At 42.0% G+C, this 26,728-nt stretch carries 25 protein-coding genes, 2 tRNA genes, 3 rRNA genes and 1 pseudogene; 11 read left to right on the top strand and 20 right to left on the bottom strand.

Going from position 1 to position 26,728, the window contains the following annotated elements; translation table 11 throughout:
• The first annotated feature begins 284 nt into the window (after nt 1–284).
• The 5 genes from HUK62_RS14835 (at nt 285) to rrf (ending at nt 5,730) form a co-directional block, all read left to right on the top strand.
• Nucleotides 285–1,822 (top strand): 16S ribosomal RNA (locus tag HUK62_RS14835).
• 61 nt (nt 1,823–1,883) lie between these two features.
• A tRNA-Ile gene (locus tag HUK62_RS14830) sits at nt 1,884–1,960 on the top strand.
• 68 nt (nt 1,961–2,028) lie between these two features.
• Nucleotides 2,029–2,104 (top strand) — tRNA-Ala (locus HUK62_RS14825).
• Nucleotides 2,105–2,551: 447 nt separating this feature from the next.
• Nucleotides 2,552–5,445, top strand: a 23S ribosomal RNA gene (locus HUK62_RS14820).
• A gap of 170 nt (nt 5,446–5,615) precedes the next feature.
• Nucleotides 5,616–5,730: ribosomal RNA gene (rrf, locus tag HUK62_RS14815) — 5S ribosomal RNA — on the top strand.
• The 16S, 23S and 5S rRNA genes sit together here with 2 tRNA genes alongside, the layout of an rRNA operon.
• 166 nt (nt 5,731–5,896) lie before the next feature.
• Here the strand turns inward: rrf and HUK62_RS14810 are convergent.
• The 9 genes and pseudogenes from HUK62_RS14810 to HUK62_RS14775 form a co-directional block, all read right to left on the bottom strand.
• Nucleotides 5,897–6,987, bottom strand: a protein-coding gene (locus HUK62_RS14810; RefSeq protein ID WP_122071878.1) for an IS4-like element ISAba33 family transposase whose coding sequence is annotated in 2 segments (ribosomal slippage) — nt 5,897–6,447 and nt 6,447–6,987 — 1,092 coding nt in all. Because the reading frame shifts where the segments join, the coding sequence is not laid out codon by codon here.
• An 87-nt stretch (nt 6,988–7,074) separates the two neighbouring features.
• A pseudogene (locus tag HUK62_RS14805) lies at nt 7,075–7,481 on the bottom strand (roadblock/LC7 domain-containing protein).
• An 18-nt stretch (nt 7,482–7,499) separates the two neighbouring features.
• Nucleotides 7,500–8,048 (bottom strand): ATP/GTP-binding protein, encoded by a 549-nt coding sequence (locus HUK62_RS14800; protein ID WP_176538242.1) that lies wholly within the window; start codon nt 8,046–8,048, stop codon nt 7,500–7,502.
• Between the two features lie 9 nt (nt 8,049–8,057).
• Nucleotides 8,058–8,378, bottom strand: coding sequence for a hypothetical protein (locus HUK62_RS19115; RefSeq protein WP_228723707.1), 321 nt, complete (start codon nt 8,376–8,378; stop codon nt 8,058–8,060).
• Nucleotides 8,375–9,022: a hypothetical protein gene (locus tag HUK62_RS14795; RefSeq protein ID WP_228723706.1), complete on the bottom strand. Its 648-nt coding sequence runs from the start codon at nt 9,020–9,022 to the stop codon at nt 8,375–8,377. The genes HUK62_RS19115 and HUK62_RS14795 overlap by 4 nt, the downstream gene beginning before the upstream one ends.
• An 82-nt stretch (nt 9,023–9,104) precedes the next feature.
• The gene (locus tag HUK62_RS14790; RefSeq protein ID WP_176538241.1) at nt 9,105–9,455 is read right to left on the bottom strand and encodes a roadblock/LC7 domain-containing protein; all 351 of its coding nucleotides are present in this window, start codon (nt 9,453–9,455) and stop codon (nt 9,105–9,107) included.
• A gap of 394 nt (nt 9,456–9,849) precedes the next feature.
• On the bottom strand, nt 9,850–10,509 hold the full coding sequence (locus HUK62_RS14785; protein ID WP_176538240.1) for a hypothetical protein: 660 nt from the start codon (nt 10,507–10,509) through the stop codon (nt 9,850–9,852).
• A gap of 17 nt (nt 10,510–10,526) precedes the next feature.
• The gene (locus HUK62_RS14780; RefSeq protein WP_176538239.1) at nt 10,527–10,958 is read right to left on the bottom strand and encodes a ClpXP protease specificity-enhancing factor; all 432 of its coding nucleotides are present in this window, start codon (nt 10,956–10,958) and stop codon (nt 10,527–10,529) included.
• A gap of 8 nt (nt 10,959–10,966) precedes the next feature.
• Nucleotides 10,967–11,620, bottom strand: coding sequence for a glutathione S-transferase N-terminal domain-containing protein (locus HUK62_RS14775; RefSeq protein WP_004695093.1), 654 nt, complete (start codon nt 11,618–11,620; stop codon nt 10,967–10,969).
• 171 nt (nt 11,621–11,791) lie between these two features.
• Between HUK62_RS14775 and HUK62_RS14770 the strand changes: the two genes are divergently transcribed.
• Nucleotides 11,792–12,178, top strand: coding sequence for a hypothetical protein (locus HUK62_RS14770; protein WP_342755704.1), 387 nt, complete (start codon nt 11,792–11,794; stop codon nt 12,176–12,178).
• Nucleotides 12,179–12,301: 123 nt separating this feature from the next.
• Here HUK62_RS14770 and rpsI read toward each other — a convergent pair whose 3' ends face one another.
• Entirely contained in the window at nt 12,302–12,688 is a 387-nt protein-coding gene (gene rpsI / locus HUK62_RS14765) for a 30S ribosomal protein S9 (protein ID WP_004695095.1), read from the bottom strand.
• A 12-nt stretch (nt 12,689–12,700) separates the two neighbouring features.
• The gene (gene rplM / locus HUK62_RS14760; protein WP_004695096.1) at nt 12,701–13,129 is read right to left on the bottom strand and encodes a 50S ribosomal protein L13; all 429 of its coding nucleotides are present in this window, start codon (nt 13,127–13,129) and stop codon (nt 12,701–12,703) included.
• 491 nt (nt 13,130–13,620) lie between these two features.
• Between rplM and pdxA the strand changes: the two genes are divergently transcribed.
• Genes pdxA through HUK62_RS14745 form a run of 3 tightly spaced genes read left to right on the top strand, consistent with a single transcriptional unit; the run spans nt 13,621 to nt 16,284 of the window.
• Entirely contained in the window at nt 13,621–14,589 is a 969-nt protein-coding gene (pdxA, locus tag HUK62_RS14755) for a 4-hydroxythreonine-4-phosphate dehydrogenase PdxA (RefSeq protein WP_176538237.1), read from the top strand.
• 32 nt (nt 14,590–14,621) lie between these two features.
• Nucleotides 14,622–15,434, top strand: coding sequence for a 16S rRNA (adenine(1518)-N(6)/adenine(1519)-N(6))-dimethyltransferase RsmA (gene rsmA / locus HUK62_RS14750; protein WP_004695098.1), 813 nt, complete (start codon nt 14,622–14,624; stop codon nt 15,432–15,434).
• Nucleotide 15,435: 1 nt separating this feature from the next.
• Nucleotides 15,436–16,284: a symmetrical bis(5'-nucleosyl)-tetraphosphatase gene (locus HUK62_RS14745; RefSeq protein ID WP_176538236.1), complete on the top strand. Its 849-nt coding sequence runs from the start codon at nt 15,436–15,438 to the stop codon at nt 16,282–16,284.
• 43 nt (nt 16,285–16,327) lie between these two features.
• Here the strand turns inward: HUK62_RS14745 and HUK62_RS14740 are convergent, their stop codons facing one another.
• The 5 genes from HUK62_RS14740 to hflX all read right to left on the bottom strand — a co-directional run bounded on the left by HUK62_RS14740 (nt 16,328) and on the right by hflX (nt 20,018).
• Entirely contained in the window at nt 16,328–16,777 is a 450-nt protein-coding gene (locus HUK62_RS14740; protein WP_004695101.1) for a DUF2147 domain-containing protein, read from the bottom strand.
• Nucleotides 16,778–17,055: 278 nt separating this feature from the next.
• The gene (locus HUK62_RS14735; RefSeq protein WP_010327459.1) at nt 17,056–17,499 is read right to left on the bottom strand and encodes a DUF2147 domain-containing protein; all 444 of its coding nucleotides are present in this window, start codon (nt 17,497–17,499) and stop codon (nt 17,056–17,058) included.
• Nucleotides 17,500–17,586: 87 nt separating this feature from the next.
• The gene (locus HUK62_RS14730) at nt 17,587–18,261 is read right to left on the bottom strand and encodes an LrgB family protein (RefSeq protein WP_004695104.1); all 675 of its coding nucleotides are present in this window, start codon (nt 18,259–18,261) and stop codon (nt 17,587–17,589) included.
• Nucleotides 18,262–18,271: 10 nt separating this feature from the next.
• On the bottom strand, nt 18,272–18,643 hold the full coding sequence (locus HUK62_RS14725) for a hypothetical protein (RefSeq protein ID WP_004695106.1): 372 nt from the start codon (nt 18,641–18,643) through the stop codon (nt 18,272–18,274).
• A gap of 34 nt (nt 18,644–18,677) precedes the next feature.
• On the bottom strand, nt 18,678–20,018 hold the full coding sequence (gene hflX / locus HUK62_RS14720) for a ribosome rescue GTPase HflX (protein WP_176538505.1): 1,341 nt from the start codon (nt 20,016–20,018) through the stop codon (nt 18,678–18,680).
• A 387-nt stretch (nt 20,019–20,405) separates the two neighbouring features.
• Here hflX and HUK62_RS14715 point away from each other — a divergent pair, with 387 nt between their 5' ends.
• Nucleotides 20,406–21,230: a lysophospholipid acyltransferase family protein gene (locus tag HUK62_RS14715; RefSeq protein WP_026056514.1), complete on the top strand. Its 825-nt coding sequence runs from the start codon at nt 20,406–20,408 to the stop codon at nt 21,228–21,230.
• Between the two features lie 4 nt (nt 21,231–21,234).
• On the opposite strand, the gene HUK62_RS14710 is transcribed toward HUK62_RS14715, so the two are convergent.
• Nucleotides 21,235–22,863, bottom strand: coding sequence for a phospholipase D family protein (locus tag HUK62_RS14710; RefSeq protein ID WP_176538235.1), 1,629 nt, complete (start codon nt 22,861–22,863; stop codon nt 21,235–21,237).
• A 101-nt stretch (nt 22,864–22,964) separates the two neighbouring features.
• Between HUK62_RS14710 and HUK62_RS14705 the strand changes: the two genes are divergently transcribed.
• On the top strand, nt 22,965–23,975 hold the full coding sequence (locus HUK62_RS14705) for a metallophosphoesterase (RefSeq protein WP_078389021.1): 1,011 nt from the start codon (nt 22,965–22,967) through the stop codon (nt 23,973–23,975).
• Nucleotides 23,976–23,982: 7 nt separating this feature from the next.
• On the opposite strand, the gene HUK62_RS14700 is transcribed toward HUK62_RS14705, so the two are convergent.
• The 3 genes from HUK62_RS14700 to HUK62_RS14690 form a co-directional block, all read right to left on the bottom strand.
• Nucleotides 23,983–24,405 (bottom strand): hypothetical protein, encoded by a 423-nt coding sequence (locus HUK62_RS14700; RefSeq protein ID WP_176538234.1) that lies wholly within the window; start codon nt 24,403–24,405, stop codon nt 23,983–23,985.
• Nucleotides 24,406–24,546: 141 nt separating this feature from the next.
• Complete coding sequence (locus HUK62_RS14695) at nt 24,547–25,860, bottom strand: MFS transporter (protein ID WP_094148217.1); 1,314 nt, start codon at nt 25,858–25,860, stop codon at nt 24,547–24,549.
• 143 nt (nt 25,861–26,003) lie between these two features.
• Nucleotides 26,004–26,645: a hemolysin III family protein gene (locus tag HUK62_RS14690; protein WP_058870232.1), complete on the bottom strand. Its 642-nt coding sequence runs from the start codon at nt 26,643–26,645 to the stop codon at nt 26,004–26,006.
• Nucleotides 26,646–26,728: the final 83 nt, after the last annotated feature.

The raw sequence follows: 26,728 nt of genomic DNA, 5'->3' as shown, positions 1-26,728 counted from the left end.
CCAAGTAGTAGAATCTGAAAGTCTTGAATAAGTTTAAAAATAATTAACAAAACCTGTTGACTTCTTCTTGAAAGAGAGTAGTATAGCCGACCTAGCTTGCTGATGACGAATCAGTAAGAAGATCATTAAGAGATTATGAAGAACAACTTGTGTGGATTTTTACTGATTGATCGATCGAAAATATTTCATTGATTGAAGGTAAAAATTACTCGAAGTTTATTTGAGAAATATTTGTCAGAAAATTGATGAGCCAAGATTTGTAGCCATAAGCTACTAATGATTTTTAACTGAAGAGTTTGATCATGGCTCAGATTGAACGCTGGCGGCAGGCTTAACACATGCAAGTCGAGCGGGCGAGGTTGCTTCGGTAACTGAGCTAGCGGCGGACGGGTGAGTAATGCTTAGGAATCTGCCTATTAGTGGGGGACAACATTCCGAAAGGAATGCTAATACCGCATACGCCCTACGGGGGAAAGCAGGGGATCTTCGGACCTTGCGCTAATAGATGAGCCTAAGTCAGATTAGCTAGTTGGTGGGGTAAAGGCCTACCAAGGCGACGATCTGTAGCGGGTCTGAGAGGATGATCCGCCACACTGGGACTGAGACACGGCCCAGACTCCTACGGGAGGCAGCAGTGGGGAATATTGGACAATGGGCGCAAGCCTGATCCAGCCATGCCGCGTGTGTGAAGAAGGCCTTTTGGTTGTAAAGCACTTTAAGCGAGGAGGAGGCTACTTGGATTAATACTCTAGGATAGTGGACGTTACTCGCAGAATAAGCACCGGCTAACTCTGTGCCAGCAGCCGCGGTAATACAGAGGGTGCGAGCGTTAATCGGATTTACTGGGCGTAAAGCGTGCGTAGGCGGCTTTTTAAGTCGGATGTGAAATCCCTGAGCTTAACTTAGGAATTGCATTCGATACTGGGAAGCTAGAGTATGGGAGAGGATGGTAGAATTCCAGGTGTAGCGGTGAAATGCGTAGAGATCTGGAGGAATACCGATGGCGAAGGCAGCCATCTGGCCTAATACTGACGCTGAGGTACGAAAGCATGGGGAGCAAACAGGATTAGATACCCTGGTAGTCCATGCCGTAAACGATGTCTACTAGCCGTTGGGGCCTTTGAGGCTTTAGTGGCGCAGCTAACGCGATAAGTAGACCGCCTGGGGAGTACGGTCGCAAGACTAAAACTCAAATGAATTGACGGGGGCCCGCACAAGCGGTGGAGCATGTGGTTTAATTCGATGCAACGCGAAGAACCTTACCTGGTCTTGACATAGTAAGAACTTTCCAGAGATGGATTGGTGCCTTCGGGAACTTACATACAGGTGCTGCATGGCTGTCGTCAGCTCGTGTCGTGAGATGTTGGGTTAAGTCCCGCAACGAGCGCAACCCTTTTCCTTATTTGCCAGCGGGTTAAGCCGGGAACTTTAAGGATACTGCCAGTGACAAACTGGAGGAAGGCGGGGACGACGTCAAGTCATCATGGCCCTTACGACCAGGGCTACACACGTGCTACAATGGTCGGTACAAAGGGTTGCTACCTAGCGATAGGATGCTAATCTCAAAAAGCCGATCGTAGTCCGGATTGGAGTCTGCAACTCGACTCCATGAAGTCGGAATCGCTAGTAATCGCGGATCAGAATGCCGCGGTGAATACGTTCCCGGGCCTTGTACACACCGCCCGTCACACCATGGGAATTTGTTGCACCAGAAGTAGGTAGTCTAACCGCAAGGAGGACGCTTACCACGGTGTGGCCGATGACTGGGGTGAAGTCGTAACAAGGTAGCCGTAGGGGAACCTGCGGCTGGATCACCTCCTTAACGAAAGATTGACGATTGGTAAGAATCCACAACAAGTTGTTCTTCATGACGATGTATCTGAGGGTCTGTAGCTCAGTTGGTTAGAGCACACGCTTGATAAGCGTGGGGTCACAAGTTCAAGTCTTGTCAGACCCACCAAATCTGACTAACAAGCATTATTAAATGCTGAATACAGAAAAACAGAGACATTGACTTATTGATAAGCTGGGGACTTAGCTTAGTTGGTAGAGCGCCTGCTTTGCACGCAGGAGGTCAGGAGTTCGACTCTCCTAGTCTCCACCAAATTCGAGGAAAAACAAAGCAGCGCTTTGTCCGAGAATTTAAGCAAACAGCTATGCTGTGCGCAGGCACACATGGAACGAAGCTTAATCTAAGAAGTTGGATTACAGAAATTAGTAAGTAGATAACTTATTAACTTCTGTGATTTATCACAGTTTCCTGACCTGACGAAGGCTGGAAAAATCATTAACAGAATATATTTGAGTTGAAATAATTTGTTCATACTCGTTTTTAAGATCGACATTAACAGTGATTTATTACTGGATGATGAAGATTAAAGAAATGAGTTACTAGCGAAATTAACTGAATCAAGCGTTTTGGTATGTGAATTGAATTGAAGCTGTACAGTGTTTAAGTACACAGAACAACAAACTGTAAGGAAGTGATGAGAAATCATCATAGACTGTCTTAATCCTACTTGTAGGGATTAACGACTGTTTGGGGTTGTATAGTCAAGTAATTAAGTGCATGTGGTGGATGCCTTGGCAGTCAGAGGCGATGAAAGACGTAATAGCCTGCGATAAGCTCCGGGGAGGCGGCAAATATCCTGTGATCCGGAGATTTCTGAATGGGGAAACCCACCTGTCATAAGGCAGGTATCGTATGATGAATACATAGTCATACGAGGCGAACGAGGGGAAGTGAAACATCTCAGTACCCTTAGGAAAAGAAATCAATTGAGATTCCCTCAGTAGCGGCGAGCGAACGGGGAAAAGCCCATTAAGTCATATCAGTTTTAGTGGAATGCTCTGGGAAGTGCAACCATAGTGGGTGATAGTCCTGTACACGAAAGGGCTGATATGATGATGTCGAGTAGGGCGGGGCACGTGAAACCTTGTCTGAATATGGGGGGACCATCCTCCAAGGCTAAATACTCCTGACTGACCGATAGTGAACCAGTACCGTGAGGGAAAGGCGAAAAGAACCCCTGTGAGGGGAGTGAAATAGATCCTGAAACCGCATGCATACAAGCAGTGGGAGCCGACTTGTTCGGTGACTGCGTACCTTTTGTATAATGGGTCAGCGACTTACATTCAGTAGCGAGGTTAACCGCATAGGGGAGCCGTAGAGAAATCGAGTCTTAATAGGGCGTTTAGTTGCTGGGTGTAGACCCGAAACCGGGTGATCTATCCATGAGCAGGTTGAAGGTTGGGTAACACTAACTGGAGGACCGAACCCACTGTCGTTGAAAAGCCAGGGGATGACTTGTGGATAGGGGTGAAAGGCTAATCAAACTCGGTGATAGCTGGTTCTCCCCGAAAGCTATTTAGGTAGCGCCTCGGACGAATACCATTGGGGGTAGAGCACTGTTTCGGCTAGGGGGTCATCCCGACTTACCAAACCGATGCAAACTCCGAATACCAATGAGTACTATCCGGGAGACAGACTGCGGGTGCTAACGTCCGTAGTCAAGAGGAAAACAATCCAGACCGCCAGCTAAGGCCCCAAAATTATAGTTAAGTGGGAAACGATGTGGGAAGGCATAGACAGCTAGGAGGTTGGCTTAGAAGCAGCCACCCTTTAAAGAAAGCGTAATAGCTCACTAGTCGAGTCGGCCTGCGCGGAAGATGTAACGGGGCTAAAACTATATGCCGAAGCTGCGGATTTGCAATTTATTGCAAGTGGTAGGGGAGCGTTCTGTAAGCCGATGAAGGTGTATTGAGAAGTATGCTGGAGGTATCAGAAGTGCGAATGCTGACGTGAGTAACGACAATGCGAGTGAAAAACTCGCACGCTGAAAGACCAAGGGTTCCAGTCCAACGTTAATCGGGGCTGGGTGAGTCGACCCCTAAGGCGAGGCCGAGAGGCGTAGTCGATGGGAAATTGGTTAATATTCCAATACTTCTATGTAATGCGATGAGAGGACGGAGAAGGTTAAGTCAGCCTGGCGTTGGTTGTCCAGGTGGAAGGTTGTAGGCATGTATCTTAGGCAAATCCGGGGTACTCTATGCTGAGAACTGATAGCAAGCTGTACTTGTACAGTGAAGTGGCTGATACCATGCTTCCAGGAAAAGTCTCTAAGCTTCAGTTACATAGGAATCGTACCCGAAACCGACACAGGTGGTCAGGTCGAGTAGACCAAAGCGCTTGAGAGAACTCTGCTGAAGGAACTAGGCAAAATGGTACCGTAACTTCGGGAGAAGGTACGCTGCCGACGGTGATAGGATTTACTCCTTGAGCTATTGGCAGCCACAGAAACCAGGCCCCTGCAACTGTTTATTAAAAACATAGCACTCTGCAAACACGAAAGTGGACGTATAGGGTGTGATGCCTGCCCGGTGCTGGAAGGTTAATTGATGGGGTTAGCGTAAGCGAAGCTCTTGATCGAAGCCCCAGTAAACGGCGGCCGTAACTATAACGGTCCTAAGGTAGCGAAATTCCTTGTCGGGTAAGTTCCGACCTGCACGAATGGCATAATGATGGGGGCGCTGTCTCCAGCAGAGACTCAGTGAAATCGAATTCGCCGTGAAGATGCGGTGTACCCGCGGCTAGACGGAAAGACCCCGTGAACCTTTACTGCAGCTTGACATTGAACTTTGATCTTACTTGTGTAGGATAGGTGGGAGGCTTTGAAACCGAGACGCTAGTTTCGGTGGAGCCAATCTTGAAATACCACCCTGGTAATATTGAGGTTCTAACTCTGTCCCGTTATCCGGGACGAGGACCATGTCTGGTGGGTAGTTTGACTGGGGCGGTCTCCTCCTAAAGAGTAACGGAGGAGTACGAAGGTGCGCTCAGCGTGGTCGGAAATCACGCGTAGAGTATAAAGGCAAAAGCGCGCTTAACTGCGAGACCCACAAGTCGAGCAGGTACGAAAGTAGGTCTTAGTGATCCGGTGGTTCTGTATGGAAGGGCCATCGCTCAACGGATAAAAGGTACTCTGGGGATAACAGGCTGATACCGCCCAAGAGTTCATATCGACGGCGGTGTTTGGCACCTCGATGTCGGCTCATCTCATCCTGGGGCTGAAGCAGGTCCCAAGGGTATGGCTGTTCGCCATTTAAAGAGGTACGCGAGCTGGGTTTAGAACGTCGTGAGACAGTTCGGTCCCTATCTACCGTGGGCGTTGGAAATTTGAGAGGATCTGCTCCTAGTACGAGAGGACCAGAGTGGACGAACCTCTGGTGTACCGGTTGTGACGCCAGTCGCATCGCCGGGTAGCTATGTTCGGAAGGGATAACCGCTGAAAGCATCTAAGCGGGAAGCCTACCTCAAGATAAGATTTCCCTAGGACTTTATGTCCTCTAAAGAGCCGTTGAAGACTACGACGTTGATAGGTTGGATGTGGAAGCATAGTGATATGTGAAGCTGACCAATACTAATTGCTCGTGAGGCTTGACTATACAACACCCAAACAGTTGGTGTTGTGGTTCAAATCACTGCAAACAACTTGATTTAGTTATAAAGCTAGATAAAATATCCAACTCAAATATACCTGTTAATAACTCATTTGATGAAAGTTAGGCATACACAATGTGTAAATAAGACCCAACGAATAGTCATAAACAGTTGTGCTGGCGACAATAGCAAGAGTGAACCACCTGATCCCTTCCCGAACTCAGAAGTGAAACCTCTTAGCGCTGATGGTAGTGTGGAGTTATCCATGTGAGAGTAAGTCATCGCCAGCTCATTAATTCAAAATCCCCCTAACTTAACGGTTAGGGGGATTTTTTTATGCGAGGAATGCTGAAAAATAAAAAGATTGGTTAAAACATAGCCTTTAAAATTTAATAGGCTTCGTCCTTAATAAAAATTAAATTTTTTTATATTTTTATTCTCTGTACACGACAAATTTCATAGAGCCCTTGTCCTATCAGGCTTTTTCTTTCTTAAAATTGCGAGCACTTTCTTAAATTCCTCTTTTTTCCCAAAACCAATCAAACGTAGAATAGCCATTTGAACATAGTCCAAACCGTAGCGAAATAAACTTACTGAAAGTCGTCCATGCTTCTTTATTTTTATCGCTTTTTTTCGATCATGTTGCCATTCACCTGTTAAATAGCACCAACAGAAACCGATCGCTAGCACTGCTATCAATTTCTTGACTCGTCTAGGGTCTGTTAAACGAGTATTTTCAAGATTGAATCCACGTCCTTTGAGACAACTAAATAAGGTTTCGATTTCCCAACGTAATGCATAATCACGAATAGCAGAAGCATTAAACATAGGAGAAACAACAAGTAAAAGTTCTCCATTTTCTAATCGTAGCGCACTAATATACAGTTTCACTCGACCAACCCAAATACGTCGTTTACGACATTCAGTTTGACCAACTTGAAGATGACGAAATAAATCACTAATTTTATGATTCTTGGCTAAATGATTGGTCACAATAAAGTTTTTTTAACACGTATACAGAAGTTAATGTCATTTTCAATTAACCATGTAAACCATTTCTCACCGATAAATTCTCTGTCTGCGAACACATTCACAATACGATCTTTACCAAAAATGGAGATAAAGCGTTGAATCAAAGCAATACGCTCTTTTGTATCTGAATTTCCACGTTTATTGAGCAATGTCCAAACAATAGGTATCGCTATTCCACGATAGACGATGGCTAGCATCAAGATATTGATATCTCGTTTTCCCCATTTCCAGTTGGTTCTATCCAAAGTTAATTGGACTTTATCGAATGAAAATATATTGAAAATTAACTGAGAAATTTGACGATAATCGAAATACTGATCTGCAAAGAAGCGTTGTATACGTCGATAAAATGATTGTGGTAAGCACTTGATGGGTAAGGCTTTAGATGCAGAAGAAAGATTACATGTCTGTTTTACAATTAATGCAAGAATAATCAGTGTAAAACATTTTACATGTGACTTGTTCCACTTTAGGTATTTGTTTAAGATGAGATGTAACTCATTGAAATGTGTCATCATATTCGTCGTTAGAAAACAAGTATTATGCCATTATTTCAATGAGTTATCTTTTTTTGTCGTGTACAAAGATTTTTATTAGAGATATCAATATTGCATAATACGGTTGCTGGCACTTTTTAACGTGTAGAGTAGCTGCCCTAAGAGTACATCTTTCTCAGTCAGCGTTACGATAATCATTGGATGATTTGAAGAAGGGATCGAGGTTAAAATGGCATACCATTGTCCGCATCTAAAGTAATTGATTGACAACCTTCGAGATGAATTTCATTCATAAAGGCTGCAACCATAGCTAAGATTGAGCTACTAACTGCTGCAAGTTTAGTGCTGTTATACCCATCTCTCTTATAAACATGGGCTAACTCGAAGCCATCTGTGCTACACAGCATGACATAATTGACACTGCGGACATTCATGAGAACATCTTGAATCTCACTCTTTGCAAAATCAATTAACTCTTTTGGTGCTGTGCGGCTTTGCGCTAAAGTAAACATATAGAACCTCGTTAAGGGTTAATTGGCAATATTTGAGTTGATCTCAATGGATGTAATGAGCGCTTCTAATAATAACAAAACGTCATCTTTCTTCCTTGCATCGATAGAGAAGAGTGGAGAAAAGAGATCATTTTGTAATAACCAGTCTTTATAGATAGTGGTTGATTTGGTTGACTCAGAAAGAAGATCGGTATGTGTAATGCCGATCGCAATATTGTCGGTAAAGTTTTGAAAGGTTTCCAGATAGCTTTCTAATTCTTGAATAGGGTTGTCTGAATGATGGTCAATCAAAATTACAGCACCAATAGCACCTTTAGTAATGGTAGACCAAATAAAGTCGAAGCGGCTTTGCCCTGGTGTACCATATAGCCCAATGGTCAGGTTTTCATCAAGCGTGATTTCACCATAATCAATACCAACGGTGGTTTCTAATTTGGTATGGCGCTGTGCATCTGTGTTGAAAGCCTCTGTTTGCAGTACAGGAATCTCTGAGAGTGATCGAATTGCCTCTGTTTTACCCGCGCCCATACCACCAGCAAAAACAATTTTAAAGCGTTGTAAAATCATATTATTATCCTATATGCCTAGTTTTCTTCTTAGTTTTCCAAAAAAGCTTTTAATTAAACCTGCTTCTTCTGTAACTTGAGGCATTTCTGGTGGGTTAAAGTGTTTATCCCAAATATTGATTTTTGAGAGATTATGGGTCGCGATATTGGCTGCAATAAAGTGCTGCACAGTTTCAATAGGGAGATTCAACTGCGTTGCAATTTTTGAAATTTTACTACCTTGAATAAAACAGCTGGAAAGTTGAAAAATAGTTTTTCTGTCCACATTGCTTGCTGGCTTAGACCACATATGGATCTTAAAATGCCCATCTTCAGGTGCAATTTCTTTCAAAAATATGGGTGAATCCCAAAAAACTGCCATAACCAGTCACTAAGTATATGGGGGTGCTTACGTGAGACTTTCATGAAGTTACTGGTGCTGGCAATGTCATAATCAAAACCAGAATCTGTAAAGCCTTGTTCTCGTTCTGTATTGAGCCAAGCGATATTTTTCTGAATATCAATAATGGCAATGGTGCCCAAAGTATCAAAAAGATGTAGCTTAGAGTTGCGTTCGCTATCCAGCATTTTGCTGAAATATTCTAATTTGTAGTGTGTTTTTTTATTCTGAGTTTCGATAGGAAGGATTTGTTGATTCTCAAAAGAGGGATGTAGTAGATGTTGAATAATCCAATTCGAGAAGCTTTCAAGATGTGTAATTGGTAAAGAAAGTGTGTTTTCGTGGAGTCGGTTTTCGTTATAGGGTTGCTTAGAAATTTTTAGCCATGGGAACTGACGACTTCGAATGATCTTTTGGATCCCTTCGGTTTCATAAAAACTTTCATGGATAAATAAACAATCAATAGTTGGGTCAGCAGCGGAGCTCCAGTTAATTTGATACTCTTGAGGAATGAGATTACGTAGCTGTGTTTTAAGTTCGTCAGAATGGTTTGAACTCAGGCCGGTAATCGCAATATTAATATATTGCTTATTCATAGTGTTTCTTTAATTTAATTAGGTTGAAGAGGACAACGCATACAACCCCTTTCCCAAAAGGATGAGAAAGGGGCAATTCAAATTAAGAAAAATCTAGGCCTTTTTCATATCCTTTGAGTTCATGGCGAGCCATGGCAAGATTTGCTTTAGAGCGTTCAAGGACAAGATATAGGAAAATTTTGTCATTGCCTTCTAAAAGGTGATACTGCTTACCCAGTGTAATTAAAATATCTTCAATTGAGTCATTTAAGTTTAATGCTTGTGCAACACGTCGTTTTGAGCGAACGACTTCAGTATTACCTGCCGCCGCGAGTTCTAAATCGATGCTTCCACCGCCTTGAGTTGCTAGGGCTAAACCGCTTTCCCCATCGACCAATGCTGCTGCATAGAATCCATCGATATTTGCTAATGCTTCCAATGACACTTTAGCCATAGTTTTTCTCTTCAATTTTATGAGTTTTAAAATCCTTTTAACTTGTTGTTTCACAATTCGATTTAATTATATGGACGGCGTGAAAAAATTATCAATATAAATAAATGTAATAAAAAAAGGATGAATAAATGTACAATTAAACCCGAGGCTTTTAGTCAGTTTTTGCTAGAGATTTTGTGATTAGGTTTGCGGATTTTAGATAGGAGTGTGAAAAAGTTTATTGTTATTTGAAAAGTGTTTAATTTATTTGCTGTTGTAACAAAATGTAACTTTTACCATTTGGACAAATAAAAGCAAAAAAGAAATCGATTTTTTTGATTTTTAACGATGAAATATATAATTATTTTTCATTAAAAAATAAAGGGATGCGCAAAATGAGTGCATCCCTTGGGAATTAGACAAACATTTGACTTGCTGCGCAATAAAGTCCCCATAAAATAACAATAGCCACAGCAGGCTCAATCAGTTTTGCCCATGTTGGCGTTGGATTTTGCTCTATTACCTGTGTGTGTAGCTGATCTGAGTGGTCTGTTGTGTGTTGATTAACCATTTGATTAAACTCCTTCATTGTATCTTCTAATGATAGCTCTTCTTCAGGCTTTGGTTTAGAGCCAATCAGTTCTGTTAGCTCACTTGTTGTCCAAACCCAGTCATCAGCCATACCTGAGAGGTGCTCAATTTGACCGACAAGCAGCTCACGAATTCCATGTTCACCAAAGTTCCCCGTGACATTAAGTTGTTTGAGTTCAGCAAGCTGCAGGCTCAACATGCTGGTTAGGCTGTGCTCTAAGTCTGCCTTCGCTAACTGTGATTCATTTTGCGGAGACGTGGTGAGATGCCTTGCAAGTTCTTGAATATAGAGGTGATCTTGAGTTTGAATCTCTTGATAGAGCTTGGTGCCATCTTGACGCATCAAGGTGATGAGTTTTCCAAGGGAGAGGGTGTTGGCCTCAGAAAGATATTGAAGTCGCTCCTCATCTGAATATTGACTCAGAAGCTCAGGCTTTTGAATTTTAATCTGCTCTGCAAAATATTGTACTAAATCAAAAGCCATATAATTACTCCATTTTATTAATCTAATAACCTTAAACTTGGTTTTTTCTTAGCGGGTTCAGTTTTTTCTTCATTGTCTGATTTTAAAGCATTTTGCTCGCTTTGGGTATGATTGTCATACTCACTTGGATCGAAGAACAAACCCTGTCCATTTTCACGGGCATAAATGCCAATCACAGCATTAAGTGGGACATAAATATCACGAGATACTCCACCAAAACGTGCAGAGAAGGTAATCGCATCGTTGCTCATATGTATCGCATGTACGGCATGAGGGACGATGTTTAAGACAATTTGGCCATCTTGAATAAACTGTTCAGGAACGAGAGTATTGGGCTGGGTTGCATCGACCAATAAATGTGGTGTCAGCTGGTTATCACAAATCCATTCATAAATGGCGCGGGCTAAATATGGACGAGTCGGCGTAAGGTTTAATTCTTGATCAGACATAATGTTCTCTACGGCTGTTTAAATTCAGATTGATAATGGTTTTTCTCCTGCAAAGTTAAAGACTTTAAAAATGCAGGACGACTAAAAATACGTTGACAATATAAATAGATTGGGCGGCATTGCTGTTTGGGTAAATGTACGCCCATGCTGTTTAAGCGTAGAAAGATAGGCGCAAGCATGCAATCTAAAATGCTAAAGCTTTCCGACATGAAATAGGGGAAATGCTGGAACAATGGTGTTAAGGAAATAAGGGTGTCTTTCAGTTTTTTTTGTGCTTTCAGTTTTGCTTGTTCATCGAGTGTATCTGGATGACGCAGCATCATATCAGCAAGCTTTAACCAATCTTGTTCAAAGCGCCAAATATACTGACGCTGTTCCGCACGAGGCATAGGTGCGTCGGCATAGAGCTTGTTTTGACGATAACGATCGTCTAAATACTCAGAGATGATATTGGCATTAAATAGTTTTAAATCATTTTCAATCAACATCGGCAGCTGATTATAAGGGTTTAAGCTGGCGAGATCTTCATCATCAGCATCACTTAAAACCAAATGGTATTTGATTTGCTTCTCTGCAAGTACATAACGAATCCAATGGGAGCGAAAATCATCTGCATGGCTATACAGCGTAATTCCTTGAAGCGGAGTAGTTTCGACAGACATATTTCAAGAAACTAGGTGAAGTGAATCGGTTAGAATACTAAAAATAGCCAATAAAATCATCTTAACTTTAATATGCTTATACAATCGAACAACTTGGAATAAATCAAAAAGAAGGATAGAAGCATGCAGCTTAGGCTCAGAATCACCCAATCGATTGCAGTTATTATATTAATGACTTCCATCTCAAGTAGTTATGCTCAAAATCAAGATGCAGCCGAACAGGTAGATGTAGCACAGCAGACTGCTGAATATGCAGCTTGTATTGCCGATGAAGCCTGTGATGTCGCTACTTCTGTATCTGAGGATGAGATGTATGGCGGCATTCAGCAAGAATATACAGTAAAAGGCTGTAAGGTCACTGTTTATAATGATGGGCCTGTGAAAATGGTCGATGAGAAAACCGATGAGCCGTGTAATGCACCACTTCCCAAAGATCATCAATTCTCTAAATCTAAAGAAGTACATACATATCAAGAAAATGATTGCATCGTTACCGAACAGATTAGTATGGATGGTGCTGCTGATGCGACAATGGACTGCTCAAAGAGAGGTCGGTAAAATAACATCTAAAACTAGAATTTAATCGATCTATTTGAACGTAAGTAAATAATTTTGAAGAAAAATATAGTATAAAAAAACCTCGGAAAATTCCGAGGTTTTTTGTCCGATTCGGTAAACGAATTAACGTTTAGAGAATTGAGGACGTTTACGAGCTTTACGTAAACCAAGTTTCTTACGTTCAACTTCACGAGCATCACGAGTAACGAAACCAGCTTGACGAAGAGCAGGTTTAAGTGTTTCGTCAGAAGCGATCAACGCACGAGTAATACCGTGACGGATAGCGCCAGCTTGACCACCGATACCACCACCAGCAACAGTGATGTAAAGGTCATACTTTTCAGTAACTTCAAGAAGCTCTAAAGGTTGACGAACAACCATACGAGCAGTTTCACGACCGAAGTATTGCTCTAGAGTACGGTTGTTAATTACGAGTTTGCCTGTACCAGCTGACAAGAAAACACGTGCAGTTGCGGTCTTACGGCGACCTGTACCATAATTAGTAGCCATGTGCTGTATCCCTTAGATGTCCAAAACTTGTGGCTGTTGAGCAGCGTGTGGATGCTCTGTACCTGCATACACTTTCATTTTCTTGATCATTGCATAACCAAGAGGACCTTTTGGTAACATACCTTTAACAGCTTTTTCTAAAACTGCTTCAGGTTTGTGAGCGATTAACTTTTCAAAGTTAGTCTCACGGATACCACCAGGGAAGCCAGTGTGGCGATAGTATTTTTTATCAAGCGCTTTTTTACCAGTCACTTGAATTTCTTCAGCATTGATTACAACGATATAATCGCCAGTGTCAACGTGAGGAGTATAAGAAGTCTTGTGCTTACCACGTAGACGACGAGCGATTTCAGTCGCAAGGCGACCTAAAGTTTTGCCAGAAGCATCAACAACGTACCAGTCGTGTTGAACTTCAGCAGGCTTAGCGCTGAGAGTTTTCATTAAACCACTACCTATTATAGTTGGTTTGGACTATGGAATCTGTCCAAACAAAAGGAGACGCGATTCTAAACGAATACGTTAAGAATCACAAATGAAAATATAAAATTTCAAGAGCCGTATTTTAAGGTATTTCCCAGCATAAAGGAAGAGATCAAAGTTTATTCTTTTTAAAAAATCACAAAAGAGTTCAAACTTTAAAAAATGAGGAAACAGCGATATTGAACTTTATGACTTCACTGAATGAAATGCGGGATCATCATCATAGAAGCATTTTAATATAACGGATAGTACAGGAGTTACGACTCGCAATTTCTTTGCTCATGTTTTATATGTTTGAGGCTTTATTTTTTCTTTTAAAGTCGATGGAATGTGAAAACAGGATAAGTGAGAATTTGAATATAAAAGAATAGGTTCAAGTCGAGTACAGAGAATGCGGAGATCTTGGGTGAGACGTTGTATAATAGTCAAAACGCATTTTCTTTGAGTTACTTATGCTTCCTTTATATGTCACCAGTGGTGAACCTGCTGGGATTGGTCCAGATATTTGTTTAAGCCTTGCTGCTCGTATAGATGAACGTCCGATCGTGGTTCTTGGAGATCTCAATTTATTGCGTTCGCGTGCAGAATGCTTAGGTATTTCTGTTGAGTTGATTGAGTATTCAGGTCAAGAGAATTCATCACCAGATGGTCAGCTTTATGTGGAGCATGTTGCTTTAAATCAGGTTGTTGTACCCGGAGAACTGAATCCTCAAAATTCGGCTTATGTTTTAGAGCAGCTACGACGTTCGGCCAATTATGCTCTGTCCAGTAAAAGTGTAGGTGTTGCAACTGCACCTGTACAAAAGTCAGTTATCAATGATGCTGGGATTCATTTTAGTGGGCATACCGAATACTACCAAGAGTTTGCTGGTGTTGAACGTGTGGTGATGATGCTCGCAACCAAGACCTTGCGTGTCGCGCTGGCGACTACACATTTGCCCTTAAGAGCTGTACCTGATGCGATTAGCAAAGAGCGACTGCATCAAGTGATTGATATTTTAATTCAGGACTTAAAAAGCAAATTCAAAAAAGAGCATCCCCACATTTTAGTGTGTGGCTTAAACCCACATGCAGGGGAGGATGGCTATTTGGGGATGGAAGAAATTGAGGTGATTAACCCCGTGCTGGAAAGCTACCGTGCTCAAGGCATAAATATGAGCCTGAGCCTACCTGCCGACACCTTATTTACCCCTGAAAACTTAAAAGATGCCGATGCTGTTTTGGCGATGTATCACGATCAGGGCTTACCTGTGTTAAAATCGCAAGGGTTTGGTGAAGCCATTAATATTACTTTGGGCTTGCCGTTTATTCGTACCTCAGTCGATCATGGCACAGCTCTCTCCCTCGCAGGCACAGGTCTTGCGAAAAGCTCAAGCTTACAGGTCGCTGTTGATTTAGCGTTAGAATTAGCTCGTCACTAATGTTCAGTGATTAACTCACGTTGGAAAATTTTATGTATCAAATTAATGCCTTAAACCCTAAAGATGAAGGGCACCATACGCGGAAGCGTTTTGGGCAAAACTTCTTACATGACCAACGTGTGATTGCCAAGATTGTACGTTCAGTTGCACCACGCTCAGGTGATAACATTGTGGAAATTGGGCCGGGTTTGGCAGCCTTAACCTCTCCGTTGATTGGAGAGTGTGACGCACTTACGGTTGTCGAATTAGACCGTGATTTGGCGGCAGGTTTGCCAGGGCGTGTGCCACATCCTGAACGTTTAACCATTATTGAAACCGATGCACTGAAGTACGACTTCACCAACTTATTTGAAGATGGTCGTCCTTTACGTGTTGTGGGTAATTTGCCGTATAACATTTCGACGCCACTTTTGTTTCACCTCTTGGAGTTTGGTGACAAAGTTAAAGACATGCACTTTATGCTACAAAAAGAAGTGGTTGACCGTATTACGGCTTCTCCAAATAGCAAAGAGTATGGTCGTTTGTCGGTGATGATTCAGTATTTCTGTAAACCTACGTTCTTGTTTGAAGTACCACCAGGTTCATTTAACCCACCACCAAAAGTGACGTCTGCGGTGTTCCGTTTAGAGCCGTATGCGGTTAAGCCGATTGTGGCAAAAAATGAAAAAGCCTTGGCTCGTTTGGTCTCGCACGTCTTTACTCAGCGTCGTAAAACTTTGCGTAATAGCTTAAAAGGCATGTTGGTTGAAGATGGTTTTGAACAAGCAGGTGTTGATCCGATGGCGCGTCCAGAGACTTTAACACTGGCTCAATTTGTGGCATTAGCAGATCAAATGGTGGCTTAAGGTGACAGGTGCAGAGATTCGATACAATTATGTCATTGGTGATGTGCAGGGTTGTTTTGAAGCACTAAAAGCCTTGTTAAAGACCATACAGTTTGATCCTGACCAAGATTTTATTTGGTTTGCAGGGGATTTGGTTGCTCGTGGTGAAAACTCATTAGGTGCTTTACGCTTTATTAAAAAATTAGTAGAGCGTAATGCGGCTGCAACAGTTTTAGGCAATCATGATTTAACTTTGCTGGCGGCTGCACGTGGCATTAAAGCAATTAAAGACAAAGATAACATTCGTGATGTGATTGATGCGATTGATAGTGATGATTTGATTGATTGGCTACGTAAACAACCTTTGTGTGTGTTCCCAAACGCAAAGACGATTCTGACGCATGCAGGCATTCCAACCAATTGGACAGCAGAACAAACTGCTGCTTTAGCCGCAGAAGTTGAGGCGGTCATTGCAGCGGATGATTTTGATGTTGTCGATGCCTTTTTAAAAGAAATGTATGGCAAAGAGCCCACCTTATGGTCGGATGAACTGACGGGGCATGCGCGTTTACGTTGTATCGTAAATTATTTGACTCGTATGCGTTTAACCGATAGTGCTGGGCGTTTGGAGTTTAGTTTTAAAGACTCACTCAGTGACCCAATGCCAGAAGGGTTCAAACCATGGTTTGAATTCGCTTCACAAGCGGCACAAACCCATAAAGTTGTGTTTGGTCACTGGGCCGCTTTACAAGGTAAAACCATTTCAGACTCGATTCAAAATGTAGATGGCGGTTGTGTTTGGGGGCATCAATTAATGGCTTACCGTTTAGAAGATGAGACCTTATTTGCCGTTGATAATCCAGTTCAATAGCACATGCATTAAAAAAGCCACGAAGTTCGTGGCTTTTTTATTCTTAGTCGATTCTTAACCAGGTTTGGTTACGACCTAAAGCAGAAACACCGATGTATGCACGTAGAGAAAGACGCTTTCCTGTGGCATTCAGTTTCATTTTCGCATCATAAAGTTTGCCAGACAAAGGATCAATCACACGACCTTTTTCATAGTTATTGGTGCCGTCGACATGCTTTAAGCCTTTAATAATGTCCATACCCAAAATTGGTTTGTTGGTATATGGCGTAGGGCAATTCACGCAAGTTTCTTTTGGTGTATAACCTGGGCGTGGTGTAATTTTTACAATTTTTCCAGTGTAAGTATTATTTGACTCTTTACGAATTTCGATAATGGCTTTTGGTGAGCCTGACTTATCATCAATTTGTTGCCATGTCCCTGTTAAGTCCTGTGCAAATGCTCCCCCGCAAAGCATGGACAATGTTAATCCCGCGATAAAAAACTTACTTTTCATATAAGGTTCTCTATAGTTTCACAAAAAGATATCCAAGACACAGAAAAATAAACAGTTTGCACAAGGCAAACTGTTTTGTGTTTAGATATGAGTTAGGCAGTTGCCTTTAAAAATTGAAAAATCATACATGCTTAGCTGAAACTCTTTTATTCATTGAATTTGAAACAATCAGACTAAGTTTGATGCAATGTATGAGTGACTCAGTGGTGGTCTACAAATCTAAAATGAATCGATCAAGTGATTGCGTAGACCAAGTCTGTTCAGTAATAGAACCTAGATTATTCTCGAATCCACGTTTGACTACGACCTAGAGCAGATATACCCACGTATCCTCGCAAGGTTAAGCGTTTGCCATTCGAACTGAGTTTTGCTTTACAGCTATAAATATTACCAGACAGTGGATCAATGATTTTTCCACCCGTGTAATTGGTATCACCGCTGTGTTTCAAACCTTTCATCACATCCATGCCTAAAATGGGCTTATTGGTATACGGCGCAGGGCAATTAATACAAGTTTCTTTTGGTGTATAACCCGGACGAGGTGTCACTTTCACGATCTTAGCGGTATAGGTCCCATTTGATTCTTGGCGAATATCAAGGATGGCTTTTGACGACCCAGTTTTGTCATCAATATTTTTCCAAGTGCCGCTAATATCTTCAGCGAAAGCTGTACTACCCATAACGGTTGTAGCGAATGCGATTGCAAGTGTCAATTTGCTCATGAACAAAATCCTTTTATCATTTAATCAACAACAAACTCATCTTAAGTCGATTTTTTAAACAATACAATTTTTTATGTGAGGAACATATCACATTTTTTGCAAGTATAGAATAAACAACGGTAACCAGATTGCTGTAAACACTGCATTGACAGCCATTCCAAAGGCTGCGTAACGTCCAGCAATACTTCCCCGTTGCCATGCTTGAGCTGTACCGATGGCATGGGCTGCAAGACCTAGCGCTAGGCCCGATGCCCGCTCGTCATTAATGTGTTTGAGGATCAGTGGCGAAAATGCAGCACCAATCACACCAGATAAAATCACGATTAAAATTGCCAGACTCACAGGGGCTTGCAGCAGTGTTGCAATGTTAATCGCAATTGGCGTTGTGACTGCGCGTGTGGCAAATGCCATAATGGTAGGGTCAGACAAATGCAGTAAATAAGCCAGTCCCATCGGTAGTCCAACCGCACTGATACTGGCAAAGACCAAAATGCCCACAACTGCTTTGAGGGGGAGATCGTCATAGCGCATGGCAGCCAATGGAATAGCTAATGCGACCGTGACATAACCGAGCAGATGGTTAAACACTGGATTTACCTGTGCCATATATTGCTCATACGGAATGTTTAACAACAAGAGCAGGGCAATCACAAAGCACATGCCAAAAACAATCACGGGAATTTGTGGCAGTTTTTTGTTGAGTGGCTTTGCCAGTAAATAGGCAACGAGGGTTAGGAAAAAACCGAAAATAATGGGAATCATGTGCACACTCCTAAAGCCATTTCTTAGACATTTTTGCGTAAACCCACAGTGGAATTAGTGTGCTGACAAACAGCACCACCAAGAACATTGGGATTTCACTGCCTAAATGCGTCATCATCAGCAGGGAGCCTGCACTGATAGGTAGAAAAGCAAAGGCACTTTCTTTCATGATTTTATTGTTGGTATCGACCAAACGTGCTGGAATTTTATGAAATTTTCTCCAACCCAAAAGGACGATTAATAAACTAATCAGTCCAATTAAATTGCCCAGTTCAGGATGTCCAAAACGTCCAGTGATCCACACAGCCGCTTCACGAAAGATGATGATCAGGGCAACCGTGCCGATCCATGCTTTCCAATCAACAGTTTTTATCCATTCCATTTTGTTCTGTCATTAACATTTTACTTATCACGTTTTAACCGATTTGGTTTTTGATTTCAAATTCTTCGAGTTCACGATGAAATTGTTTTGCTTTCAAACCTAAAATTTCATCAATCGGTAAATGTGCTTGTTTAATCAATTGTTCAAGTTTATGTGGTGCAATATACACTTGTAGGTGTAGGTTGCCCTCATCATCATAATTTTCAGATTGAATCACATTTAGGGCGTACAGTTGATTACGTAATTTGCCATAGGCAGGTTTGAGTAAGACGTCAAAGTTTTGAATTTGCCCCATCAAACACTCTTGTACCGCTTGGCGTAGTAGATCAAATCCTTCGCCTGTATGTGCTGAGACATAGACACGCTCAGGTACATTGGGTTCAGCATAAATGATTTTGGCTTGTTCGCCACTTTGATCGATCTTGTTATACACCCGTAGAATTGGAATATCTGCGCCAATTTCTTTGAGCACTTTTTCAACGGCTTCAATTTGTTCCATATGGTCTGGACTGCTCGAGTCAATCACATGCAACAGCAAGCTGGCTTCTAATGTTTCCTCTAGCGTCGCTTTAAACGATTCCACTAAAGCATGCGCAAGATTACGCACAAAACCAACCGTGTCTGCTAGGACCAGCGGGCCAATACCGTCCCATTCCAAACGTCTTAAGGTTGGATCTAAGGTTGCAAATAATTGATCTGCGGCATAAACATCAGATTTGGCAAGGGTGTTAAACAGGGTCGATTTGCCCGCATTGGTATAACCAACCAAAGAAACGGTTGGAATCGCGGCTTTTTGACGTGCAGCACGCCCTTGGATACGGGTCTGACGGACTTTTTCTAATTTATCTTTAAGTTGTCCAACCCGGACACGAAGTAAACGACGGTCAGTTTCGAGTTGGGTTTCACCTGGACCACGGAGTCCAATCCCGCCTTTTTGGCTATCGAGGCTAATGCCTGTACCGACCAGTCGAGAAGACAAGTGATCCAATTGAGCCAATTCGACTTGAAGTTTCCCTTCATGGGTACGGGCACGTTGTGCAAAGATATCTAGAATAAGGCGTGTACGGTCAATGACGCGGCACTTAATAATGCGACTCAGATTACGTTCCTGACTGGGCGTCAGGGCATGGTCTATAATCACCAGCGTGGCTTCAAGTTCCTCAACGCGAGCGGCAATTTCTTCTGCTTTGCCTGAACCAATGAAATATTTAGCATCGGGTTTGAATCTTTGAGCGTGAACATGCTCCAGAATTTCTGCACCTGCCGACTTAGCAAGCAAGCGAAATTCTTCTGCATCAAGGTCTTCCAGAATATGGATGGCAACACTGACTAAAATGGTTTTTTCGCCACCTTGCTTCTGCTCAAAATATTCCACTAAATTCGATCTCACATTGAAAACTCTAGTGTAGATGAATTTGTTGAGATTGAGCGAAATAGTTATACCGTTGCCTTACATTGAGCGAAATAAGTGAACCAAAAGCAGCAAGGTGCCAAAGTATAAAATACTGAGCCCTATAATAAATTTCAGTGCCTGAACAGGATTTAACGGTGGAGCTGGAGGATTCATTTGAGCGTTCATGTACACACCATGTTTTAGTATTTCGATTGATTTATTTTAATTAATTTGTTTAAACGATTAAAATTGAAAATAATCATCTAGTCCTTCGGTTTTTATGATCAATGCAAGTTGCTCAAGATCAGTATAGAATGAGCCGAAATCAATGATTAAATGTTGAATGAAGCTGTGCCAAGTGAACCGTCTATGCAATCGAATACTGAAATAAAAACAACATCAATAAAAGGTGTCTCTAAGCTTTTTCTGTATGGTAAAAAGCTGGCTTCAGGGCTTGGCGCCGTGTCCGAAGGTTTTTATTTGGTCTATCGACATGGCTTGTATAAAGACATTAATAATCCACAAAATACCCGTTACGTGCAGTATTTCTGTCGTCGACTGTGCAAGGTTTTTAACATTGATGTTCATGTCCACGGGGATATTCCACGTAAGCCTGCACTTTGGGTCAGCAATCATATTTCATGGTTAGATGTAGCGGTTTTAGGCTCAGGCGCACGAGTTTTCTTTTTGGCCAAGGCTGAAATTGAAAAATGGCCTGTGTTTGGCAAATTGGCAAAAAGTGGTGGAACCTTGTTTATTCAACGTGGTTCAGGCGATTCCATCAAAATTCGAGAGCAAATTACAGCATTTTTAAAACAAGATATTCCTGTGTTGTTTTTCCCGGAAGCGACCACGACCGATGGTTCTAAAGTGAAAAAGGTTCATGGGCGTATATTAGGCGCAGCAATTGAGGCCCAGCGTGATGTGCAAATTTGTTTGATTTGCTATGTGAATCAACAGGGCGGACTTGACCAAGTCTCTCCGTTTATCGGTAACATTAGTTTTGCCGAGCATGTTAAAAAAGTACTAGAAATGCCACAAGTCACGGCACATTTAGTTGCGCTCCCGGCCATTTGTACCGCAGGACATACGGTTGAGAGTTTAACTGCATTGGTCCAACAAAAAATGGTGCAAGGTTTGGCTGATTTACATCAGAAAGTTTTGAAGTCCCAGCCCAACATGCAACAAGCTTGAAGGCTTACATAAAGCCTTCAATCGGGAGCCAAGAGACGACTTTGAGACCAGCACGTTTGAACCAATTCATTTTGGGTTCAGTGGTATAGGTTTTGGTAGAGCCATCAGCTTGTTTGATTTGCCAGTTAATGTTTTTGTTTGCATCTAGGACCAGCTTATAGGCATATTTACTGAGGTTTTGGTCCATGGTGTAGTGTACCGCTTTGGCCAGCGGTGGACTGTTCAGTAAAACCCCAATTTCTGTATTTAAGTTGGCAGAGCGGGGATCAAAATTAAATGAACCAATAAAAACCTGTTTCTCATCAATGGCCATGAGTTTGGCATGCAGACTCGAGCGGCTTAATCCTTTGATGCTGACTTTGGCTTTTTTCGAAATTTCTTCATTGTTTTCGTTTAGGGCTTCGGCCGCAGGCGTGGCTAAAAACTCATAGAGCTGAACACCGCTTTCCAGCAAGTCTTCACGATATTTTCCATAGAAAGCATGTACCAATGGCACATCATTGGCTTTAAATGAGTTGGTCAGTACGCGAACTTGAATGTCACTTTGAGCTAGATTTGCCAACTGTTTTTTGCCTTTACGTTCAGGCACAAAATAGGCCGAAATAATGTCGATGCTTTCCATTGGCTTTTCTAAATGGGTTTGCAACTGGAAGTTTAAATGTTCTTCTTTTTTCGCACGAGACTTAGTTTTGCTTGGTGAGTCTTTCACCACTTCGGCTTTGACCCAATCGAACTGGATACTATCATTTAGCCAGTGTTCAAAGGCCTGCGAACGATTGGCCAGATCCAAATAATTTTGTACGGTCACTTCCTGATAGTGCTGCTCTAACTGGGTTTTTAAACCTTCATAACGCAAGCTGTAATGGTTGGCGTTGACAATTTGACGCACTGGAAAGGCATAATCGTCATTCCAGTATTCATCGAAGGAATGCACAATTTCATCTGAGGCAGAGCCGACCAACATCACATCAACATCGGAAAACTGATAACTGTCGCTGACGTTATAATATTGATTGCTCATGTTGCGCCCACCAATCAACGAAATTTGATTATCGGCAATGAAGCTTTTGTTGTGCATACGACGGTTGATGCGTTTTAGATTTAAGACCATATCCATCGCACGATAGTGACGGAAGCGGTAGGGGTTATACAGTTTGATGTCGATATTAGTGTGTTGATCGAGCGCCAAATAAATGCCTTCCATTTTCTTGGCATTGTTATCATCGATTAGTAAACGAACTTTCACCCCGCGATCAGCGGCTTTCAAAATAGAATAAAGCGCTAAAGAACCAATACGATCGTTATCCCAAATATAGTATTGTAGATCTAAGGTCTTTTCTGCCTTATCAATGAGATGGATACGCGCGGCCAATGCTTCGAGTGGATTATAGAGAACATGGAAACCTGTAAGGCCTGGATTTTGTTCACGTAAAGGCAGTACGATTTTGCCTAAACTGGTTTGATCGGTTGGCAAATCAAAGGCATAGACGGGCGTCTGTGGGATTTGTTTGGGTAAGGTATTACACGCTGGGACAGTCAAAACCATACAGCTCAGCAACAACAGTTTGGCACCTTGCTGAGTCGAAGATGAGCGGAATAAAGTTTGTTTCGCTAAGCCGTGAGGTTTTTCCATCGTCATAAAGTCTATAAATTTGGTTTGAGTATAATTCTGAGCTGTGAAAAGATAAACAGAAGATTATGTGTTCTTGATGAACAATTTGTGAGTAAAAGTCTATGATGAATATACACTCCGTCGTGTTCTATTTTTATATTGCGATGGCCTTGCTTGCGGGGTGGGCGGTGTATCAGGCATGGATCAGTCAAACCAATACGGAGACTATTCATCCGTTTAAAGCCTTTGTGCATTTGTTAGCTTTTTATCTCTCTTATTTACTCATTCCTTTGTTTTTCTTTAGCTTGTATGCTGGTTTTCAGGGCTATTATTCATGGCATGAAGCTATTTTTGTGTTTTTGGTCAGTGGTGTGCTGTGTTATGCACGTTTCATTGAACCACATTTTGTACATGTCAAAACCACTCAATATCAAATCCAAGAAGATTATAAATTACTCAAACCCGTTCGTATTGCGTTAATTGCGGATTTACATATTGGTCTATTTTCAGGGCATGAGCGACAGCTGAAAACCATCGTCAAACGACTGAATGAACAAAAACCTGATTTGGTGGTGGTTGCAGGGGACTGGACTTATGAACCTGAAAATACACTGGCAGAAGAATTAGAGGTGTTGCAAGAAATTAATGCCCCAGTCTATTCGGTCAATGGTAATCATGATGAGCAATATCCAGGTCCGCCGATTCAAAATTTGTTAAGACATGCTTTGAAGGTGAATAATGTGATTGATATTGAAGGTCAGATTGTTGAATTTGAAGAGTTTCGTCTGATTGGAGTCGGGGATTTGTGGGCCGGCAAGGCGGATATGCGTTTTATGCCGCATTTACCGCAGGATAAACCGTGGGTCATCCTATCGCACAATCCAGACACGATCGATATGGTACCCGCTTTACCTAGTCGTCCTTTAATGCTTTCAGGTCATACGCATGGTGGTCAAGTTGAGCTGCCATGGCTCACAGACTATGTAATGAAAAAAGTGTCTATATTAGGACACAAAAAAGGCTTGTACCGACATGAACATGCGGATGTGTTTGTTACGGTTGGAACAGGCATGGTGGGTGTGCCGTTTCGTTTTCGCGTACCACCGACGATCGATATTATTGAACTAATTTAAGTTGGGTTTAGAACCAATAAAAAATAAAGCTTAAAACTAAAATGACCACAGCCAAGATAATCCAAAGGTTGTGGTTTTTTGTATGGAGCGTTTGTAGGTCTTGCATAGTATCGAGGTTATCCACTGCGTTGCTATACGAGCTTTGTGGCTGTTGTTGTGTAAAGCTCAGTCCTTCAGACACAAGGGAGCTGTGGTGTCTTAATTCAGCGGTTGATATGCGTTGTTGTTGATGTCGTTTATGGCGATACATGCTTTTTAGTGCAGCATCATGCCGCTTTGTGAGTTCAGTCACGATCTCTTGTGCATCATCGTATTGAAAAGCGGTATGCGTGGCGATGTATTGAATGGCTTGAATAATTTTATTTTCTTCAACTAATACGATGACATCAAGGAGTTGTTCATTGGTGAGTTGTTGTATTTTTTCATCCATTTTTCGATCCTATTCATCTGTATCTCTCTCTATTTTTGAAGTAAAACGACAGATTTTAAATATGGTTTTTGTAGCGTTTGTTAAAGCATTGGTATAAAAAAACCAGCATCATTGTGCTGGTTTTAGACATCAAATTCAGGGTTAAATTTGATTATTTACATCATCATTTTTGGTTTCACGAATCATTAAGAACGCACATAAAGACAGAAGCGATGCCGCTGTGAGGTAGTAACCTACTGCGTGTAAACCATAGGTGGTTGCAAGCTTGGTGGCAATGAGAGGTGCAAATGAAGCCCCAAAGATCCCCGCAAGGTTAAAGGTTAGTGCTGAACCTGTATAACGAACGGATATTGGAAAAATTTCAGAGAGCACAGTACCAATTGGTCCATAGGTTAAACCCATGATGGATAAACCAATACACAGGAACAAGAACACAACAAGGGTATTGCCTGATTCCAACATGCTTGAGAATACTAAACCAAATAATGCCGCAGCAATACAGACTGCAATAGAGGTGGTTTTACGACCAAATTTTTCCGCAAAAACCGCCGACAAGGGGATGAATGCAGCAAAGCAGAGGGTTGCGACCAGTTGAAGTTGTAAGAACTGTTCACGGGTGTAACCGAGCTGTTTGGTACCCCATTGTAAAGCGAATACGGTTGTGAGGTAGAACACCACAAAAGTGCAGATGGCTGCAATGGTACCTAAAATCAACATGCCCCAGTGCTTGGTGATCACTTCTTTAAATGGAATGTTAACTTCTTTTTGCTTGTCTAAAACTTTCTGGAATGCAGGAGTTTCATGTAGTTGTAAACGAATCCATAGGCCTACAATCACCAGTAATGCACTCGAGATAAAGGGAATACGCCAGCCCCAAGTCATGAACGCTTCTTCAGTCATAAAATGACCCAGCGTTAAGAATGAACCCGTTGCCAAGATAAAGCCAATCGGCGCGCCCAGTTGGGGGAACATGCCATACCAAGCACGTTTACCTTCAGGTGCATTTTCCGTGGCAAGCAATACAGCACCCGACCATTCACCACCTAAGCCGAGTCCTTGACCTAAACGACACAGCGCAAGCAGTAATGGCGCGGCAATTCCAATTTGTGCATAGGTGGGTAATAAGCCGATACACACGGTTGAAAGTCCCATGGTCAGCAAAGCTGCAACCAAGGTCGCCTTTCGGCCGATACGATCACCTAAATGTCCAAAGAGTGCAGCGCCAATCGGGCGTGCAATAAAGGCAATCGCGAAGGTTGCCAAAGACTGAATGGTTGCAGTCATTGGATCGGTACTTGCTGGAAAGAACAGGTACGGAAAAATAATGACAGCTGCAGTGGCATAAATATAAAAATCGAAGAATTCGATAGTTGTACCTACCAGACTGGCTGTAAGTACGCGGAATTTTGAGTTTACAGGCTGCTGTTCAGCAACAGCAGTATTTAATGACGCCATGGTAGACCTTACACTTAAAAAATAGTCGAACTGAGTTTTAAAAGCGTCATTTTTTTAAAAAAGGCGTAATATTTTAAAAAAATACGAATGTTCCTCGGGCAGACTACGGAATTAGGGTTGCTAAAAAATGTAGTGTGCGCGGGTTATATCACGTAAAGATAGATGGACAGGAAATGTGATCCTGCACCAATCAATACAAAAATATGCCAGATAGCGTGCGTATATCTTACCTTTTTTAGCGCATAAAACAATGCACCGATGGTATAGGAAAGTCCACCAATGATTAAAAAAGTCAAAGCAGGTTTAGATAAAAAGCGTTGCATATCATCCATTACCAGCACAGCCAGCCATCCCATGAGCAGATAAGCAATCAGTGAAATTTTTTCAAAGCGATGAATGAAAACTAACTTGAATAGTGTACCAATGATTGCAATCACCCAAAGTGCAATGAGTAGGTAATGAGCTTTTTGTGTGGGCAGTGCGATAGACAAAAATGGAGTGTAGGTTCCCGCAATCAGATAATAAATGGCAGTGTGATCTAATTTTTTATACCAGCCGCGACGCTCTGGAGATTCGGCAAAATGATACAAGCTTGATGCTGCGAACAATAAAAATAGGCTCAAAGCATAGACCCACAGCCCGATCCACTGCGCTGTTTCTAAGTAAGATCCTTTGATAATCAATAAAATACCTGCTATGAGTGCAAGAGCTGCACCAATAGCATGGCTAATGAAATTGATTCTTTCTTCAGCAGGATCGTAGTTGACAACAGGGTGAGTGCTCATAAGTCGTGTGCATTTTCATAAAATATACAACTGTATCGTAATTCAAATTTGCATTTAGCGTAAGACGCTTTAAAATTTAATCG

It is taken from the genome of Acinetobacter sp. NEB 394 (assembly GCF_013374795.1).
Taxonomy (GTDB): domain Bacteria; phylum Pseudomonadota; class Gammaproteobacteria; order Pseudomonadales; family Moraxellaceae; genus Acinetobacter; species Acinetobacter johnsonii.
The sequence above is the reverse complement of the archived record's forward strand: the minus strand, read 5'-3'. Positions and strand labels throughout refer to the sequence as shown.

Bases quoted from the DNA above. Each gene is read 5' to 3' on its own strand.
- HUK62_RS14695 (WP_094148217.1), bottom strand. From the start codon at position 25,860: ATGGCGTCATTAAATACTGCTGTTGCTGAACAGCAGCCTGTAAACTCA.
- HUK62_RS14780 (WP_176538239.1), bottom strand. From the start codon at position 10,958: ATGTCTGATCAAGAATTAAACCTTACGCCGACTCGTCCATATTTAGCC.
- HUK62_RS14700 (WP_176538234.1), bottom strand. From the start codon at position 24,405: ATGGATGAAAAAATACAACAACTCACCAATGAACAACTCCTTGATGTC.
- HUK62_RS14690 (WP_058870232.1), bottom strand. From the start codon at position 26,645: ATGAGCACTCACCCTGTTGTCAACTACGATCCTGCTGAAGAAAGAATC.
- rpsI (WP_004695095.1), bottom strand. From the start codon at position 12,688: ATGGCTACTAATTATGGTACAGGTCGCCGTAAGACCGCAACTGCACGT.
- pdxA (WP_176538237.1), top strand. From the start codon at position 13,621: ATGCTTCCTTTATATGTCACCAGTGGTGAACCTGCTGGGATTGGTCCA.
- HUK62_RS14715 (WP_026056514.1), top strand. From the start codon at position 20,406: ATGCAATCGAATACTGAAATAAAAACAACATCAATAAAAGGTGTCTCT.
- HUK62_RS14785 (WP_176538240.1), bottom strand. From the start codon at position 10,509: ATGGCTTTTGATTTAGTACAATATTTTGCAGAGCAGATTAAAATTCAA.
- HUK62_RS14800 (WP_176538242.1), bottom strand. From the start codon at position 8,048: ATGATTTTACAACGCTTTAAAATTGTTTTTGCTGGTGGTATGGGCGCG.
- rsmA (WP_004695098.1), top strand. From the start codon at position 14,622: ATGTATCAAATTAATGCCTTAAACCCTAAAGATGAAGGGCACCATACG.
- HUK62_RS14705 (WP_078389021.1), top strand. From the start codon at position 22,965: ATGATGAATATACACTCCGTCGTGTTCTATTTTTATATTGCGATGGCC.
- HUK62_RS14795 (WP_228723706.1), bottom strand. From the start codon at position 9,022: ATGAATAAGCAATATATTAATATTGCGATTACCGGCCTGAGTTCAAAC.
- HUK62_RS14740 (WP_004695101.1), bottom strand. From the start codon at position 16,777: ATGAAAAGTAAGTTTTTTATCGCGGGATTAACATTGTCCATGCTTTGC.
- HUK62_RS14730 (WP_004695104.1), bottom strand. From the start codon at position 18,261: ATGATTCCCATTATTTTCGGTTTTTTCCTAACCCTCGTTGCCTATTTA.
- HUK62_RS14710 (WP_176538235.1), bottom strand. From the start codon at position 22,863: ATGGAAAAACCTCACGGCTTAGCGAAACAAACTTTATTCCGCTCATCT.
- HUK62_RS14775 (WP_004695093.1), bottom strand. From the start codon at position 11,620: ATGTCTGTCGAAACTACTCCGCTTCAAGGAATTACGCTGTATAGCCAT.
- rplM (WP_004695096.1), bottom strand. From the start codon at position 13,129: ATGAAAACTCTCAGCGCTAAGCCTGCTGAAGTTCAACACGACTGGTAC.
- HUK62_RS14790 (WP_176538241.1), bottom strand. From the start codon at position 9,455: ATGGCTAAAGTGTCATTGGAAGCATTAGCAAATATCGATGGATTCTAT.
- HUK62_RS14735 (WP_010327459.1), bottom strand. From the start codon at position 17,499: ATGAGCAAATTGACACTTGCAATCGCATTCGCTACAACCGTTATGGGT.
- HUK62_RS14725 (WP_004695106.1), bottom strand. From the start codon at position 18,643: ATGGAATGGATAAAAACTGTTGATTGGAAAGCATGGATCGGCACGGTT.
- HUK62_RS14770 (WP_342755704.1), top strand. From the start codon at position 11,792: ATGACTTCCATCTCAAGTAGTTATGCTCAAAATCAAGATGCAGCCGAA.